Origin of the sequence: Microbacterium sp. NFH-22A-Y (assembly GCF_021401375.1) — a bacterium.
GTDB lineage: Bacteria > Actinomycetota > Actinomycetes > Actinomycetales > Microbacteriaceae > Microbacterium > Microbacterium hominis.
In genome coordinates, this window is the sequence record NZ_JACBGF010000002.1 from 102,825 (window position 1) to 119,126 (window position 16,302).

The following is a 16,302-nucleotide window of genomic DNA, read 5'->3' on the forward strand; positions in this document are numbered from 1 at the left end:
CGTTAGCTGGTCGGAAAGTCGGACCCGAAAATGACGGCCCACTGGCGCTTGGCCTCCGCGTGGTCCGCACGCTGTTCCGCCGCAATCGCATTCGACGCGCGTACCCGCGCCGACTCTAGGGCTTGCACGACGTCCTGGTGTGCAGTCCATGACAAGTAGCTGCTCAGGTTACCGCTCTGCCCTCCCGGATCCGCCACTGCCAACCTCGTCTGTGACCACTCGAAGAAGCGCTGCACCGCGACACGATGATCAGTCCCGAGCTGCCCGAAGACCGTCGCGGCCACCGTCTCGAGATGGAACGACCGCAGTCGTCGTGAGTGTGCGCGATTCCACGCCTTCAGGAGCCGAACCACGGGCGACAACTGGTAGCCAAGGTCACGGTGGCGATCCGCGTACCAGTTGGAAGCGATGAACGGAGCGGTGTTAATCCATGTGCCGTCACCCGCAGGCAGCTTGTAGACGCCACTGCCGACTTCGAATACGGGAGCGATGTCAACGTGACCACCTCCCTCGTAGAACACGCGCACGGCCTGCCCCCGAGTGCCGACCTGTTGAACCGAAAGCCCACTGTAGGCCGCACGGATGCGGTAGATGAAGCTCTGCGAGTCCCACTGATACGTGTTCCACGCGTTCTTCACGTTCGAGAACACAGCCAGTACGTCGACATCGTCGAATGGTCGGATAATCGTGCCTTTCGCGGCAGACCCCATCATCTTGCACTCGGAAAACGGAAGATCGGACGAGGATGGGAAGGCTCCGCTCAAGCGCTCCTCCACGCCTCGCCTCCTCGCCGGTATCAACGTTCCGGTCTGATAGGCCGTGGCCGTCAGGCTCTCCTGAAAGCTCGCGAACGCCTGGGCTGTCGTCAGCGTCACACATCCTCCTCGTCTGACCGCCCCCTGGTCAGATCCTCAGCGGCGGCATGCATCGCCGCTTCGTTACTCGGTCTCAACAGTCGGTAGAGCCAGTTGGGGATCTGCGGTGTGGTCTGGCGGAGCTCGTAGATCCGTTCCTGCCAGACCAGCAACTCCTGACCGTCCACAGGTGCTGCTCCGGTAAGCAGGCGCGACTCAATGGTCGCGGCGAGATCCCGGCGATCTCGGGCAGCCAGGAAGGTGCTGCGAATGTACTCAAATGCATCGAGGCACGCTGGCAACACGGGGAGAAGCACTCCCACGAGGAACGTGCCCAAGCTGAGTCCCGCCGCCAGGCTCACGATCGTCATCAACAACGCCCACCCGAGGCTTGCGCTGGCCCAGACGGCCACGGTGGCACGAAGTAGACGATCGGAGTACGCAGCGTTTGCTCGCTGGGATACGGCGACCGACGTGGCCCCTGACGCGCCGAGACTGATCGGATACCAGTCGAGAAGTTTCTCACGTCGCGCGATGGTGAGAGTCTGCGCACGATCTCCGGCTATGGCGGCGATGTCCTCTCGGGTTGGCGCTGTCGTTCGGGCAATTGTCACGGGCATGGCAAAGACGTAGCGGTCGAAGTCCTCCTGGACCGCAGCTGCCCTCCCCATCTTCAGGGTCTCACCCCACGCGAATGCTGTCCGTCCGAAGAAGAGCCAAGCTCCCGCGACGGCACCGACGACGACCGCTGCCTGTGGGACGATGATGGCCAGCACGGGCGCTGCGATGCCAATGATCATCACGCCGACCCATCGAGCGGACTGCCATCGCTTCGCGACGTTGTAGATGCGACGTTGCGCGATCAGCAAGCGGAGTGCGTCCGCGTGATTCTGCCGCTCGCGCATCGTGGCGCTCGTTGGCGGCGTATAGTCACGGCCCGCGTGCGAAGCCGTCATTGGTTGAACAGGAGCTTGAGATCGTCGATCGACTCGGCACTCTCGCCGGCGGCCCAGTGGGCCTTGGCGCGACCCGCACGCGCTACTGCGGTGTTCAGTTTCGAGAGGGCGTCCGCCTTGTTCGTGTCGGATGAGCACGCGGTGAAACGCGAACCCAGTCCGGTCGGATCGTTCATCGCGGCCAGCCCGACGTCCTGGAGATGCTTCAGCGCGCCGTGGAGATCCCAGACCGCCGAATATGTGTTCTGCCCATCCATGTACTTCGCGGCCCGCATCTCTAGGTAGCACGAAGAGATTGGAACGTTCCGCTTGTACTTCCAGACCTTGAGTTCGCGCGCCAGCTTCTTGACGGCCCCACTGTGCCGACTGTTCACCCCGTTGACGTACGCGTTGTGGTCCTTGGGATGTGTGAGCATCCACCCCCCGGAAGGATGCGCGATCCAGTAGCCGGTCGTTGAAGGGTAGCCCGGTACGACTTCGACGGTTCCATCCGAGAACTTGCACACCACGGCGGGTCGACGCGTGCTGATTGTGGTGCTCGGAAATCGCGTCTCGAGGCTGCTCTTCACCTTCTCGAGCATGGTCCAGATCGACTCCGGGCGGATCCCCTTGAGCGACACCAGGTAATCCGCATCGCTGTAGATCCAAACGCCGGTCCCGTGTCGTAGCGATCCAATCTCGAACATCTCGCGCACGCCAAGGTCGCTGTCGAGTCGCGACTCGATGGACGCGCGATGCCCTCGGGCCGCGTCGAACTGGGTCGAGCTCGGCGTGTACTTCGCGTTGAGATCAGAGAGCCAACTGATGGGGGTGTCGCCCACCTATCAATCCTTCCGTCCACGGCAAATGGCAGAGATGCCAAGTGCCTGCCAACTGCCCGTGGAATATGTCATTTCGGCGTGGAACCTACAACACCTACCCGAAGTCCCCCGGTGCCATGTCGGTGAAGCGGGAGAAGTGGCCCTGGAAGGCGACGGTGATCGTATCCGTCGGGCCGTTACGGTGCTTGGCGACGATCAGGTCGGCCTCGCCGGCACGAGGGCTGTCCTTCTCGTAGGCGGCCTCGCGATGCAGCAGCACCACCATGTCGGCATCCTGCTCGATCGAGCCCGACTCACGCAGGTCGCTCAGGGCGGGCTTCTTGTCGGCGCGCTGCTCGGGACCACGGTTCAGCTGCGACAGCGCGATCACCGGCACCTGAAGCTCCTTGGCGAGGAGCTTCAGCGCACGCGAGAACTCCGAGACCTCCTGCTGGCGGCTCTCGACGCGCTTTCCCGAGGTCATGAGCTGCAGGTAGTCGATGACCACCATCTTCAGACCCACTCGCTGCTTGAGCTTGCGGCACTTCGCGCGGATCTCAACGAGCGTCATGTTGGGGCTGTCGTCGATGTACAGCGGCGCGTCGTTGATGCGGCCGCGGGTGGCGGCGATCGTCGTCCAGTCGCGGGAGTCGAGCGTGCCCTTGCGCATGCTCTGCAGCGGAATGGCACCCTCGGCGCTCATCAGACGCATGGCGATCTCGCTGCGCCCCATTTCGAGCGAGAAGACGATCGTCGGCTGCTGCGCCTTGATCGCCGCCGCGCGGGCGAAGTCCAGCGCCAGCGTCGACTTACCCATGGCGGGGCGCGCCGCGATGATGATCATCTGACCCGGATGCAGACCGTTGGTCAGCTGGTCCAGCCCGGCGAATCCGGTGGGGATGCCGGTCATCTGACCGTCGCGCCCGCGCGCGGCCTCGATCTCCTCGACGGCCGCGTTGACGGCGACCTCGAGCGGGACGTAGTCCTCGGCCTGCTCGGCACCGGTGACCGAGTAGATCTCCGCCTGCGCGTTGTTGACCAGGTCGAGCGCATCGCCCTGGCCGTTGTAGCCCATCTGCACGATGCGCGTGCCGGCCTCGACGAGCCTTCGCAGCAGCGCGCGCTCGCGCACGATCGACGCATAGTACGCGGCGTTGGCTGCGGTCGGCACGATGGACGTGAGCGAGTGCAGGTAGTCGGCGCCGCCGGAGCGCTGCAGGTCACCCGTCTTGATGAGCTCGTCGGTGACGGCGACCACATCGGTGGGCTCGCCGTGCGAGTAGAGCGAGAGGATCGCCTCGAAGATCAGCTCGTGCTTCGGCACGTAGAAGTCGGTGCCGCGCAGCGCCTCGATCACATCGGCGACGGCGTCGCTCGACAGCAGCATCCCGCCGAGGGTGCTCTGCTCGGCGAGGAGGTCGTGCGGCGGCGTGCGCTCGGGTCCGCGGCTCTCGAGGGGTCCACCGAAACGATCCTCGGAGATGTCCGCGATCGACATGCAGTCCCCTTCACACGCTCGATGACCGGTCCCGCCGCGAGACCACACGCCACGTTAGGGACGGGGTCCGACAGTCGCAAACAGGCCTGTGGATAACTCTGTGGATGATCTGCGTGAAACGCCGGACACCCTGTGCACAGTGCCTGTGGAAACACGCCGTGGCATCCAAAGATTCTTCGCGGAAAATGCAACCTGACCTGGTATTCACTGATTCACACCCTGTGGATTCACAATGTGGTTGAAGTGCCGGTTGAAGGTTCGGCCTGTGCGTGAGGGTTGGGGACAACCATGGGGATGAATGCGTCGTTGTCAAGTCGAGGGGTCGGCTCGCGCGCGTCGGTCGGGCGTGTCCCGCGCGAAGACGCCGCGCGTCCGAGGGGTCTAGACACGAGTGATATATCGGCGTATCTTCACGTATCCAGGCACTCCATGGGCGTCGGCTCGCGCCGGCATCCCGACACATCGTCGTGGGAGGTGAACATGGTGACGATCGCAGTCCCCCCGCTGCGCCGCGGACGTTCGACCACAGAGTCGACACGGCGATGGGCGATGCTGGGCGCCGTCGGTGTCGGCGCCGCGTTCGCCTGGTTCGCCCTCACCCTGTTCTCCGGTCCGTCGGCCCATGCCGCCGACGACACCGACAATCCTCTCGGCTCCCTCGTCGGCGGCGTCTCCAGCACGCTGTCGACGGTCACGACCCCCGTGCTCGACCCGGTCGCAGAGATCCTCTCTCCCGTCGCCGAGACCGTCGCTCCCGTGGTCGAGACCGTGGCACCCCCGGTCGGCGCTATCGTCACCTCCGTGGCTCCGGCGCTCGAGCCCCTTGCGCCCGTCGGCGACGTCGTCGCCCCGATCGGCTCGACGGTCGGCGAGATCGTGAGCCCCCTCGCACCCGTCCTCGCACCCGTGACCGGCGCGGTCGCGCCCCTCGTGGATGCCGCGGCCCCCGTGACCGACGCGGTGACATCGCTCCCCGTCGTCGGAAGCCTCGTGACCCCCCTCACGAGAGCGGTCCCCCCTGCCGGGGGCGCGGCATCCCCCACCGACCCGTCCGCGGGCTCGCCGGCCTCCACCGAGGCCGCGCTCGCGGTGCTCACGGCAGCCTGGGATCAGGCGACGGCCGGCCTCGGCGCCACGCTGAACACCGCGCTCGTCTCGCTCGAGACGGCGGTGACCTCGTTCGTTCCCGGTGCCGCCGTGCTGACCCCGGCATCCGTGCTGCCCGCATCGCCGACGGGGGGATGGGCCCCGCCCGGGACCGCCCTCGAGGCGACCTCGTTCTTCTCCAGCGCGGCTGGATTCTCCTTCGGCGCGAGCGCCGTGCTCGCCTTCGGTCTGTTCGCAGCGCACCGTGCCTGGATGCTGCGACGCGCACCGGGCGACGAGTACGCCCTGCCCGCGCCGGTGTTCGACACCGACGTCTCCCCTGACTGACGGGGGTTCGACCGCCTTCTGAGCGGCACGATCCCGCGCGCTCTCGCGCGCACCCCCGTCAACACTTTCAGGAGAGAGACATCATGAACACCACCATCAAGCGCGCCCTGTGGGGCACGCTCCTGGCCGGAGGCATCACGCTCTTCGGCGCGACGGTCGCACAGGCGGCCGAGACCACGGGCGACGACGGTCTGCTGTCGGGAACCCAGGGGCTCATCTCCGTGGCGGTGCCCGTCACGGTCGCCGGCAACGGGATCTCGGTGCTGGGCGACGCCACGAGCACCGAGGCGCAGACCTCGGCACCGTCGGTGTCGATCGGCGGCGGAGACGCCTCCACGGGCGGCTCCGACGGCGTCGGCTCCGGCACACAGGCCGTCATCGACGTCGTCGTGCCGGTGACACTCGGCGGCAACGCCGTCTCGGTGCTCGGCGACGCCGACAGCACGGATGCCGCGACCTCCCCGGCCGCGGAACCCGCCGCGCCGGCCTCCGCACCGGCCGAGGCACCCGCTGCCACCACCAGCGGCTCGGACAGCGTCCTGGGCGGCACCCACGGCGTCGTGGACGTCGCGGTGCCGGTGACCGTGGGTGGCAACGCCATCTCGGTGCTCGGCGACGCCGACAGCACGGGTGCGGCCACCACCGCCCCGGCCGGCGCCCCCGCCGGAACGACCGACGGGGCGACCACCGACGGCACCGACGGCATCCTCGGCGGCACCCAGGTGCTCGCACCGATCACCGCACCGGTGACCGTGGGTGGCAACGCCATCTCGGTGCTCGGCGACGCCGACAGCACGGGTGCGGCCACCACCGCCCCGGCCGGCGCCCCCGCCGGAACGACCGACGGCGCGACCACCGACGGCACCGACGGCATCCTCGGCGGCACCCAGGTGCTCGCACCGATCACCGCACCGGTGACCGCCGGCGGCAACGCCATCTCCGTGCTCGGCGACGCCGACAGCGCGGATGCCACCACCACCGCACCGGCGGGAACCGGCGGGACCACCGACGGCTCCACCACGAGCGGCACCGACGGCATCCTCGGCGGCACGCAGCTGGGCCTGCCGATCACGGCGCCGATCACCCTCGGCGGCAACGCGATCGCCGTGGTCGGTGACGCCACCACGACGGCGCCGACCACCGGCCCGACGACGCCCACGACGCCGACCACGCCCACCACGCCCACGACCCCGACGACGCCCACCACGCCGACCACACCCGGCACGTCGACCACGGGCGGCACCGCTGTCACGGGCGTGCTGGCCGCGAGCGGCGCCGTGAAGACGCTCGCTCAGACCGGCGGCGTCCTCACCCTGCTGCCGCTGCTGGCGGGGCTGGCCGCGCTCGCTCTGGGGGTGATGCTCACCGCACGCCGCCGTGCACGCACCGAATGACCCCCGGCGGGAGGAGCCGGCGACCGTGCCTGGCACCGGCTCCTCCACCGTCCGGCGGAAACGACGGATGCCGTGACCTCACCTTGGGGGAGGTCACGGCATCCGTGCGGCGTTTCGACTCGGCGCTCGCGCGCCTCGCTCAACGACCGGTTCTCGACGCTGCATCTCGGCGCTCGCGCGCCTGGCTCAACGACCGGGAATCCGGCGGGACTTACTTGGCGGCGACCACCTGGAGGGTGATCACAGCGGTGAGGTCGTCGCGCAGACGCACGGTCGCCTCGTGCTCACCGACGGCCTTGATGGGCGCGGTGATGTGGATCTTGCGCTTGTCGAGCTCGCCGAGACCGGCAGCCTTGACGGCGTCGGCCACGTCGGCGGTCTTGACCGACCCGAAGAGGCGGCCTTCCTTGCCGGCCTTGACCGACAGCTTGACCTTGTTCGACTCGAGGGTGTCCTTGAGCGCGACGGCCTCTTCGTGGTCGTGGATCGCACGGGCGTCACGGGCGGCGCGGATGGACGCCACCTGCTTCTCGCCACCGCGGGTCCACGCCACAGCGAAGCCCTGAGGGATGAGGTAGTTGCGGGCGTACCCGTTCTTGACCTCGATGACGTCGCCGGCGCTTCCGAGCCCGGCAACCTCGTTCGTGAGAATCAGCTTTGCCATGATGGGTGCTCCTTAGCGGCCAGCGCCGGCGTAAGGCAGGAGCGCCATTTCGCGCGCGTTCTTGATCGCCTTGGCGATCAGACGCTGCTCCTGCACCGAGACACCGGTGATACGACGGGCGCGGATCTTGCCGCGCTCCGAGATGAACTTGCGAAGCGTTGCGACGTCCTTGTAGTCGATGACGCCGACGCGGATCGCCTTCGCGGGAGCGGCGTTCTTCGCGCCCTTCCGCGGCTTACGGCGATCGCCGGTAGCCTTTCCAGCCATTGTTTTCCTTAGGTGTGTGCGGATGCCGAGGCATCCAGAATTCGAGAATCTTGCGACGGATCCCGGGTTTCGACTCGGCCCTGCGGGCCTCGCTCAACCGTGAGTCGATCTCGCGTCAGTGTCGCTTCGCGACAGTGACCCGAGCCGACTCAAAACGGAGTGTCGTCGCCGTAGGCGCCGGGTGCGCTCCAGGCGTCGGGTGCGGCAGAGCCCGGGGTCGCCCACGGCTCCTCCTGCTGCACCTGCTGCTGCGGACGCGACTGCTGGCCGCCTCCGTAGTTGCCTCCGCCGGATGCGGCACGCGTGACCTGAGCCGTGGCATACCGCAGCGAGGGGCCGATCTCGTCGACCTCCAGCTCGATCGCGGTCCGGTTGTTGCCCTCGCGGTCCTGGTAGGAGCGCTGCTTCAACCGACCGGTCGCGATGACACGGGAACCCTTCGTCAGCGAACCGGCGACGTGCTCGGCGAACTCGCGCCACACCGACGCGCGGAGGAACAGCGCTTCGCCGTCCTTCCACTCGTTGGCCTGACGGTCGAAGTTGCGAGGAGTCGACGCGATCGTGAAGTTCGCGACGGGCAGGCCGTTCTGCGTGTACCGCAGCTCGGGGTCTGCCGTGAGGTTTCCCACGACGGTGATGACGGTCTCGCCGGCCATCGTCGTTACGCCTTCGCTGCCTTGCGGGCGGCCTTGGCCTCGGCGCGCTCCTTCTCGGCGGCGACCTGGGCGATCGCCTCCTCGGCACGCAGGACCTTGGTACGCATGATCTGCTCGTTCAGCTTGAGCTGACGGTCGAGCTCCTGCGTGGCCTCGCTCGTGGCGGTGAAGTTGACGACGGCGTAGATGCCCTCGTTCTTCTTCTGGATCTCGTACGCCAGGCGACGCTTGCCCCAGATGTCGACGTTCTCGATGGTGCCACCGTCGCCGGTGATGACCTTGAGGAACCCGTCGAGCTTGGGGGCGACCTGACGCTCGTCGATCTCGGGGTCGAGGATGACCATGAGCTCGTACTGGTGTGAGTGCGTCACTAACCCACCTCCTTCGGACTAGAACGGATGCCGGGCATTTCCCGGCATCAGGAGGGTTGATGCACGTGCCCGCGCGGATTCCGGAACGGAACGCAGACGGGCAACCACAACAGTCTACCCGACGAGCGCTACGCTCAGGGACGACGACGGGACGACGGAAGGACGGCGGATGCCGAGCACGCACGTTCCGGCGCGTTCCGGCGCCGTGCTGACGGCACTGCTGCTGGCCGCCGCGGTCTGCAACCTCACCACCGGCGGCGCGACCGTCGCCCTCCCCGACATCGCCGCGACCTTCGACGCCTCGCAGACCACCCTCAACCTCGTCGCCCTCGGCACGGGCCTCGGCCTGGCCATGACCGTGCTGTACGCCGGCGCCATCGGCGATCGCCACGGCCGGGTCCGGGTGCTCTGCATCGGACTCGTGGGACTGCTCGTCGCCGGCACGGCCGCGAGCCTCGCCCCCTCGATCGGGTTCCTCATGGCGGCGCGCGTACTCACGGGGATCGCCGCCGGATTCGCGTTCCCGACGACGCTCGCCCTGATCACCGCACTGTGGGACGAGGGGCCCGCCCGCGTCCGCGCGATCGCGCTGTGGACCGCGACGGGCGCGGTCGCGACGGTCGGGGGATCGGTGCTGTCGGGGGCCCTCGTCGTCGCCTTCGGGTGGCGCATCGCCCTGCTGCTGCCCGTCCCCGTCGCCGTCGCCGCGCTGCTGATCGCCGCGCGCGCGATCCCGCGCGGTGTCGCCGAGTCGGACGAACCGGTCGACCACCTCGGCGGGGTCCTGTCCGTGCTCGCCGTCGCCGCACTGGTCCTGGGTCTCGGCATCGTGTTCGCGCCGGGAGATGCGGCGGCCGGCCTGACGCTCCTGGTCGCGGCGGCGGCGCTGATCGCGGCCTTCGTCGCGCGCCAGCTGCGCGTCGCCGCGCCCCTGTACGACCTGCGGGTCGCCCGGCGACGCCTCTTCTGGGTGCCGGCGGTCGCGGGAACACTCGCGTTCGGGTCGCTCGTCGGCGCCATGTTCGTCGGTCAGCAGTATCTGCAGAACATCCTCGGCTACGACGCCCTGCAGGCCGGCGTCGCCCTCATCCCGGCCGCGATCGCCCTGCTCGCCTGCGCGCCGTTCGCCGCCGTCCTGGTCGAGCGCGGCACCCGGATCGCGATGATCGTCGGCTATGTCGTCCTCATCGGCGCCTTCGGCACGATGCTCGCGTGGAACGAGGACACCACTCCGGTGGTGGTCGCCGCCGCGTTCGCCCTGGTCGGGGGAGGAGCCTCGTTCGTGATGACCGCGGCATCCCGCTCGCTCACCAGCAGCACGCCGGTGCGCAAAGCGGGCATGGCCTCGGCGACGAGCGACCTGCAGAGCGATCTCGGCGGGGCGGTGCTGCAGGCGCTGCTCGGTGCCGTGCTCGCCGGCGGATTCGCGCACGTGTTCGCGGGGCTGATCGCCGCCTCACCGGATGCCGCGGCACTCTCCGACGACGTGACGCGCGCACTGCAGGCCTCGTTCGCCTCCGCCGCCCACGTCGCGGCGGAGAACCCGGCATACGCGACGCAGATCCTCGAGGCCGCGCGCCTCAGCTTCGTCGACGGCGCCTGGGCGGCGTATCTGGTGGGGGCCATCGCGCTGGTGCTGGGGCTGCTCGTGGTCGCGGTCGGGCTGCCGACGGCGTCCGTCGAGAAAGAGTTGCGCGCCCGTTATCGTGACGAGGACGCACGGACGGCGCCCTGAAAGCTCGGCCCGGTAGCGTGACGACATGAGCACGCCTGCGGCATCCTCGCCCTTCGACGCGCGACCGCTCATCGAGCCCGCCGATCGCGCGGCGGTGCGCGCCTACGTCCGCGAGCTGCGCGCCGGCGGACGGGCACCGGCCGCCGCGACGGGCGCGCGGGTCGTCATGGCCGTGATCGTCGGCGTGGTCTTCGCGATCGTCTTCGGGTCGACGATCCTGGGCGTGCTCGCCGGAGCGATGAGCGCCGCATCCGCGGCCGTCTCCGGAGACGGCTTCACGGTGCTGGCCTTCGCGCCGGTGGTCATGCTCGTGGCCGTCGTCGCGGTCCTCGCGGTCGGCATCGCGCGGGCGTTCGGCGCCCGGACGGGGGAGCGCTGGTGGCGCCTCGATCGCTTCGCGCGCGCCAACGCCATGACCTGGTACCCGTCGGTGCCCGCGCCGCCGCTTCCGGGGATGGTGTTCGGCCTCGGACACGGCCGCGAAGCCACCGACGTGGTCCGCGGCGAGAGCCCGCGCTTCGTGGAGTTCGGCAACTACGTCTACCGCACCGGCTCGGGCAAGAACGAATCCACCCATCGGTGGGGCTACGTCGCGGTGAAGCTCGCGACGCCCCTGTCGAACATCGTGCTGGACGCCCTGGGCAACAACGGACTGTTCGGCTCCACCCTGCCGGCCGCCTTCGACGGGGCGCAGCGGCTCAGTCTCGAGGGCGACTTCGACCGCTACTTCACCCTCTACTGCCCGTCCGGCTACGAGGCCGACGCCCTGTACCTCTTCACGCCCGACATCATGGCCCGCTTCGTCGATCACGCGGCCGCCCTCGACGTGGAGATCGTCGACGACTGGCTGTTCCTCTACACGCAGCGCGAGGCTTCCACCCTCGATCCGGCGACCTGGGCCTGGCTGTTCTCCGTCGTGGCGGCACTGCTCGACAAGCTCGCGCAGTGGGAGCGCTGGCGCGACGACCGGCTCGCTCCGCCCACGGCGGCGGTGACGACGCATCCCGCGGCAGGGGACGCCACGACAAGGGATGCCGCGTCGGCGGAGCCCGCGTCGGCGGCGCTGCCGTTCGGGGCGCCCACGGCATCCCTGCGGCCACCGCCCGGCGTCGCGCCGGCGGGCCGCCGCCTCCGCCGACGCGTTCCGTGGGCCGCCATCATCATCATCGGCGCCGTGCTGATGCTGATGCTGTTCGGCCCGCTCGGCGTATTCGCGTCACTCATCGACAACCTGTCGAACTGACACCCGCGTTGCACGTGAAACGTTGGGCGTCGCTGGTCGCGCGACAACGAGTTCAGGCGGCCGGCAAGGGCGCGAACAGGTCGACGGCGTTGCCGTCGGGGTCGAGCACGGTCGCGTAGCGCTGCCCCCAGAAGGCGTCGAACGGCGCGACGTGACCGTCGTGCCCCGCCGCCACGAGAGCGGCGTAGACGGCATCCACCTCGGCGGGGCTGTCCTGCACGAACGCGAGCGCGATGCGATGGCCCCCCGACGCCGGCTCGTAGCCGGGGTCGAAGCTGCGGATCGTCTCGACCGTGTCCCAGGCGAGGGCGACGCCGCCGTCCAGCACCGCGTCCACGTGCGGCGCATCGTCTTGGCCGTCGGCGATCGGAACGCCGAGCGCGCGGTAGAACGCGAGGGATGCCGCCATGTCGCGCACGACGATGCCGATGAAGCCGAGTTTCACTGTCATCCCGTCAGGCTATGGCAGGCCGGAGACACTCGCCCTCGCGCGCCCCGCGTGCACAACTCCGCCTGAACCGCACGCGCCCGGGCCGCAGGCCCGCGCCGGTGCCATCCAGCTGGAGTTACGCACGCCGCGCGGGGGCCCCAGAGCCGCGGGCCCCAGAGCCGCAGGCCGCAGGCACGCGGATGCCGCGGCTTCAACCGCGAGCGGCGCGCCACGCCTCCCGGCGCGCGGCCTGCTCGACGGGGTCGGGCACCGGCAGCGACGCGATCAGCTTGCGCGTGTAGTCGTCCTGCGGGTCGCCGAGCACCTGCGCGGTCGGGCCGGTCTCGGCGATGGTGCCCTTGTGGAGCACGACGACGCGGTGCGCGAGCATGTCGACGACGGCGAGGTCGTGGGTGATGAACAGGGTCGCGAACCCGAAGCGCTCCTGCAGCTCGCCGAACAGCTCGAGCACACGCGCCTGCACCGACACGTCGAGCGCACTGGTCGGCTCATCGGCGATGAGCAGCTTCGGGTCGAGGGCGAGACCGCGCGCGAGCGACGCCCGCTGGCGCTGGCCGCCCGACAGCTCGTGCGGGAAGCGGTCGCCGAACGCCTTGGGAAGCTGCACGGCCTCCAGCAGCTCGTCGACGCGGTCGCGCGCATCGGCCGCATCCCGCGCGCCGCCGTGCACGATGAGCGGCTCGGCGACGTTCTGCGCGATCGTCAGCAGCGGGTTGAAGCTCGTCGCCGGGTCTTGGAAGACGAAGCCGAGGTCCTTGCGGTGGCGACGGAACGTGCGCTCCTTCACGCCGTTCATCTCCACATCGAGCACCCGCAGCGACCCCCCGGTCACGGGCGTGAGCCCCGCGATCGCCCGACCGATGGTGGTCTTGCCCGATCCGCTCTCGCCCACCAGTCCCACGACCTCGCCGGGGGCGATCGTGAAGCTCACCCGGTCGACCGCGCGGAAGCCGGCGCGGCGCAGGCGTCCGGCGTACTCGATGACGAGATCCTCGGCCGCGACCACCGGCACCGCCTCCGCGGCACCCGCCGGCGGCTGACGATCGACGATCTCCAGTCGCGGCACGGCCGCCAGCAGGCGCCGGGTGTACGCGTCGCGGGGCGCGGCGAACAGCTCGGCGACCGGGGCGGTCTCGACGACCTCGCCGTTGAGCATGACCGCGACGCGATCGGCGAGATCGGCGACGACGCCCATGTTGTGGGTGATGAGCACGATCGCCGTGCCGTCCTCGTCGCGGAGCCGACGCAGCAGATCGAGGATCTCCGCCTGCACGGTCACGTCGAGCGCGGTCGTCGGCTCGTCGGCGATGATCACGGTCGGGTCGAGCGCGAGCGCCGTCGCGATGACGATGCGCTGCTTCTGACCGCCCGAGAACTGGTGGGGATAGTCGTCGACGCGTCGTTCGGGGTCGGGGATGCCGACGCGGCCCAGCATCTCGATGGCGCGGGCACGGGCCTGCTTCTTCGTGTACTTCCCGTGCGCCCGCAGGCCCTCCGCGAGCTGCCAGCCGACGGTGAACACCGGATTGAGCGCCGTCGACGGCTCCTGGAAGATCATCGCGGCCGTGGTCCCGCGCAGGCGCCGCAGCGACTCGCGATCGAGCCCCACCACGTCGGTGCCGTCGAGCACGACCGCGCCCTGGGTCAGCGCCGTCTCGGGCAGGAGTCCCAGGATCGTGCGCGCCGTGACGGTCTTGCCGCTGCCCGACTCGCCGACGATCGCGAGCACCTCGCCGGGCCGCACGTCGAGACTCACGCCGCGGACGGCGTGGACGTCGCCGCCGTCGGTCGCGAACGTGACGTCGAGCCCGCGGATGTCGACGGCGGACGCGTCGGAGGATGCCGTGGCCATCACTCCACCTCTCCCATGAACTCGCGCGAGGCCGGCTGCGTGGCGGCGACGGCGTCGGCCGGCGTCTGCGCCTTCGCGCGGCGGCGGGCCCGCAGGCGCGGGTCGGCCAGGTCGTTCAGGCTCTCGCCGATGAGGGTGATGCCCAGCACCGTCAGCACGATCGCGACGCCCGGCGGGATCGCGGTCCACCAGATGCCGGCGGCCACGTCGCTGATCGACTTGTTGAGGTCGTAGCCCCACTCGGCGGCGGCCGTCGGCTCGATGCCGAAACCGAGGAAGCCGAGGGCGGCGAGGGTCGAGATCGCCTCCGACGCGTTGAGCGTCACGATGAGCGGCAGCGTCCGGGTGGCGTTGCGCAGCACGTGGCGGAACATGATGCGCGGCGTGGAGGCGCCGATCACCTTGGCCGACTCGACGAACGCCTCCGCCTTGATGCGCACGACCTCGGCGCGCACGACGCGGAAGTACTGCGGGATGAAGACGACGGTGATGGATGCCGCGGCGGCGAGGATGCCGGGCCACAGCCCCGACTGGCCGCCGCTGATGGCGATCGCGACCACGATCGCCAGCAGCAGGGTCGGGAAGGCGTAGATCGCATCCGCCACGACGACGAGGGTGCGATCGACCCAGCCGCCGAGGTAGCCGGAGACGAGGCCGAGCAGGATGCCGATGAACACCGAGAGCACGATCGCCACGATGACGACGTAGAGCGCCGTCTGGGCACCCCAGATCACGCGGGAGAGCACGTCGTACCCACCGACGGTGGTGCCGAGCAGATGCTCCGCGCTGGGCGGCTGCTGCGCCCCGAAGTTGCCGTCGGGGCCGCTCAGCTGCGCGAACCCGTAGGGCGCGATGAGGGGGGCGAGGATCGCGCAGAGCACGAAGATGCCGGTGAGCACGAGACCGGCGACGAGCATGCCGCGCTGGAGGCCCACGCTCTGGCGGAGTTGATGGACGACCGGCATCCGGTCGATGAGGCGGGGCTTGGTCATGTCCGCATCCCTCTTCAGTACCGGACCCGCGGGTCGATGAACGCGGCGATGATGTCGACGGCGAAGTTCGTGAGCGCGACGATGATCGCGATCATGGCGACGATGCCCTGCACGGCGACGAAGTCGCGGGATGCCAGGTACGCGGCCAGCTGGAAGCCCAGCCCCTTCCACTCGAAGGTCGTCTCGGTGAGCACCGCACCGCCGAGCATGAGGGCGATCTGCAGACCGATCACCGTGATGATCGGGATCAGGGCCGGCTTGTACGCGTGCGTGCGGACCAGACGACCCTCGCGGACGCCGCGGGAGCGGGCGGCGTCGATGTACGGCATGTTGAACGTGCCGATGACGTTCGTGCGCACCAGGCGCAGGAAGATGCCCGCCGTCAGCAGGCCCAGGGTGAGCGCGGGGAGCACCGCGTGCAGCAGCACGTCCTGGATGTAGGCGGGGTTCCCGGTCGCGATCGCGTCGATGAGGTAGATGCCGGTCCCACCGTTGCGGCCGATGGCCAGCTCGGTGCGCACGCTCGCCCGGCCCGAGACGGGCAGCCAGCCCAGCCAGACACCGAAGATCAGCTTGGCGACGAGGCCCGCGAAGAACACCGGCGTGGCATAGAAGAGGATGGCGCTCACGCGCAGCAGCGCGTCGGGCCAGCGGTCGCGCAACGCCGCGGCGACGAGGCCCAGCGGGATGCCGACGAGGAACGCCACCACGAGCGAGTACAGCACGAGCTCGAGGGTCGCGGTGCCGTACGTGACGATGACCTGCACGACCGGCTGGTTGTCGGTGATGGTCGTGCCGAAGTCGAAGGTGAGGATGCGCCCGAGGTACTCGACGTACTGCACGAAGATCGGGCGGTCGTAGCCCGCCTCGTGAATGCGCTCGGCCAGCTGGTCGGCCGGCAGCCGTCCGCCCAGCGCCGCCGTGATCGGGTCGCCCGTCAGGCGGATGAGGAAGAAGACCAGCGTCACCAGGATGAGCACGGTCGGGAAGATCAGCAGGAACCGGATGAGGATGTACCGGCCCAGCGTCGACCCCGAACGACTCTTCGTCACCTCGAGCGCGGGTGGCGGCTCGGCGATGGAGGATGCCGCGACGTTGCTGGTCATGGATGCCTACTCTACGGATGATGGGCGTT

Annotated in this window: 16 protein-coding genes; 4 read left to right on the forward strand and 12 right to left on the reverse strand. The window is 69.3% G+C overall.

Annotated elements, in window-relative coordinates; translation table 11 throughout:
* Nucleotides 1-2: 2 nt before the first annotated feature.
* From L0965_RS06495 to dnaB, 4 genes are all read right to left on the reverse strand, one after another.
* Entirely contained in the window at nt 3-875 is an 873-nt protein-coding gene (locus tag L0965_RS06495; RefSeq protein ID WP_101305186.1) for a nucleotidyltransferase, read from the reverse strand.
* Complete coding sequence (locus L0965_RS06500) at nt 872-1,759, reverse strand: S-4TM family putative pore-forming effector (RefSeq protein WP_101305185.1); 888 nt, start codon at nt 1,757-1,759, stop codon at nt 872-874. Before L0965_RS06500 ends, L0965_RS06495 begins: the two co-directional genes overlap by 4 nt.
* Before the next feature lie 47 nt (nt 1,760-1,806).
* Complete coding sequence (locus L0965_RS06505; protein WP_101305184.1) at nt 1,807-2,631, reverse strand: nucleotidyltransferase; 825 nt, start codon at nt 2,629-2,631, stop codon at nt 1,807-1,809.
* Nucleotides 2,632-2,725: 94 nt separating this feature from the next.
* Nucleotides 2,726-4,108: a replicative DNA helicase gene (gene dnaB / locus L0965_RS06510; protein ID WP_060960798.1), complete on the reverse strand. Its 1,383-nt coding sequence runs from the start codon at nt 4,106-4,108 to the stop codon at nt 2,726-2,728.
* Between the two features lie 480 nt (nt 4,109-4,588).
* On the opposite strand from dnaB, the gene L0965_RS06515 reads away from it, so the two are divergent.
* A complete protein-coding gene (locus L0965_RS06515; RefSeq protein WP_234057961.1) occupies nt 4,589-5,542 on the forward strand; it encodes a hypothetical protein in 954 nt (317 codons plus the stop codon).
* A gap of 83 nt (nt 5,543-5,625) precedes the next feature.
* Nucleotides 5,626-6,936: a hypothetical protein gene (locus L0965_RS06520; RefSeq protein WP_101305183.1), complete on the forward strand. Its 1,311-nt coding sequence runs from the start codon at nt 5,626-5,628 to the stop codon at nt 6,934-6,936.
* Between the two features lie 211 nt (nt 6,937-7,147).
* Here the strand turns inward: L0965_RS06520 and rplI are convergent, their stop codons facing one another.
* The 4 genes from rplI to rpsF form a co-directional block, all read right to left on the reverse strand.
* Nucleotides 7,148-7,600: a 50S ribosomal protein L9 gene (gene rplI / locus L0965_RS06525; RefSeq protein ID WP_036288929.1), complete on the reverse strand. Its 453-nt coding sequence runs from the start codon at nt 7,598-7,600 to the stop codon at nt 7,148-7,150.
* Between the two features lie 12 nt (nt 7,601-7,612).
* Nucleotides 7,613-7,867: a 30S ribosomal protein S18 gene (gene rpsR / locus L0965_RS06530; protein ID WP_005054609.1), complete on the reverse strand. Its 255-nt coding sequence runs from the start codon at nt 7,865-7,867 to the stop codon at nt 7,613-7,615.
* Nucleotides 7,868-8,016: 149 nt separating this feature from the next.
* Entirely contained in the window at nt 8,017-8,523 is a 507-nt protein-coding gene (locus tag L0965_RS06535) for a single-stranded DNA-binding protein (RefSeq protein ID WP_060960800.1), read from the reverse strand.
* 5 nt (nt 8,524-8,528) lie between these two features.
* Complete coding sequence (gene rpsF, locus L0965_RS06540; RefSeq protein ID WP_060960846.1) at nt 8,529-8,867, reverse strand: 30S ribosomal protein S6; 339 nt, start codon at nt 8,865-8,867, stop codon at nt 8,529-8,531.
* A 196-nt stretch (nt 8,868-9,063) separates the two neighbouring features.
* On the opposite strand from rpsF, the gene L0965_RS06545 reads away from it, so the two are divergent.
* Together L0965_RS06545 and L0965_RS06550 are read left to right on the forward strand one after the other, a co-directional pair.
* Nucleotides 9,064-10,629 carry an MFS transporter gene (locus L0965_RS06545; protein ID WP_101305182.1) on the forward strand — a complete coding sequence of 522 codons (1,566 nt, stop codon included), beginning with the start codon at nt 9,064-9,066 and terminating at the stop codon, nt 10,627-10,629.
* Nucleotides 10,630-10,654: 25 nt separating this feature from the next.
* Complete coding sequence (locus L0965_RS06550; protein WP_101305181.1) at nt 10,655-11,872, forward strand: hypothetical protein; 1,218 nt, start codon at nt 10,655-10,657, stop codon at nt 11,870-11,872.
* A gap of 52 nt (nt 11,873-11,924) precedes the next feature.
* On the opposite strand, the gene L0965_RS06555 is transcribed toward L0965_RS06550, so the two are convergent.
* The 4 genes from L0965_RS06555 to L0965_RS06570 form a co-directional block, all read right to left on the reverse strand.
* The gene (locus L0965_RS06555) at nt 11,925-12,323 is read right to left on the reverse strand and encodes a VOC family protein (RefSeq protein WP_101305180.1); all 399 of its coding nucleotides are present in this window, start codon (nt 12,321-12,323) and stop codon (nt 11,925-11,927) included.
* Nucleotides 12,324-12,513: 190 nt separating this feature from the next.
* Nucleotides 12,514-14,175, reverse strand: a complete 1,662-nt coding sequence (locus L0965_RS06560) for an ABC transporter ATP-binding protein (RefSeq protein WP_060960804.1) — start codon at nt 14,173-14,175, stop codon at nt 12,514-12,516.
* Complete coding sequence (locus L0965_RS06565) at nt 14,175-15,167, reverse strand: ABC transporter permease (RefSeq protein ID WP_060960805.1); 993 nt, start codon at nt 15,165-15,167, stop codon at nt 14,175-14,177. Before L0965_RS06565 ends, L0965_RS06560 begins: the two co-directional genes overlap by 1 nt.
* Before the next feature lie 14 nt (nt 15,168-15,181).
* The gene (locus tag L0965_RS06570) at nt 15,182-16,273 is read right to left on the reverse strand and encodes an ABC transporter permease (protein ID WP_101305179.1); all 1,092 of its coding nucleotides are present in this window, start codon (nt 16,271-16,273) and stop codon (nt 15,182-15,184) included.
* Nucleotides 16,274-16,302 lie beyond the last annotated feature (29 nt).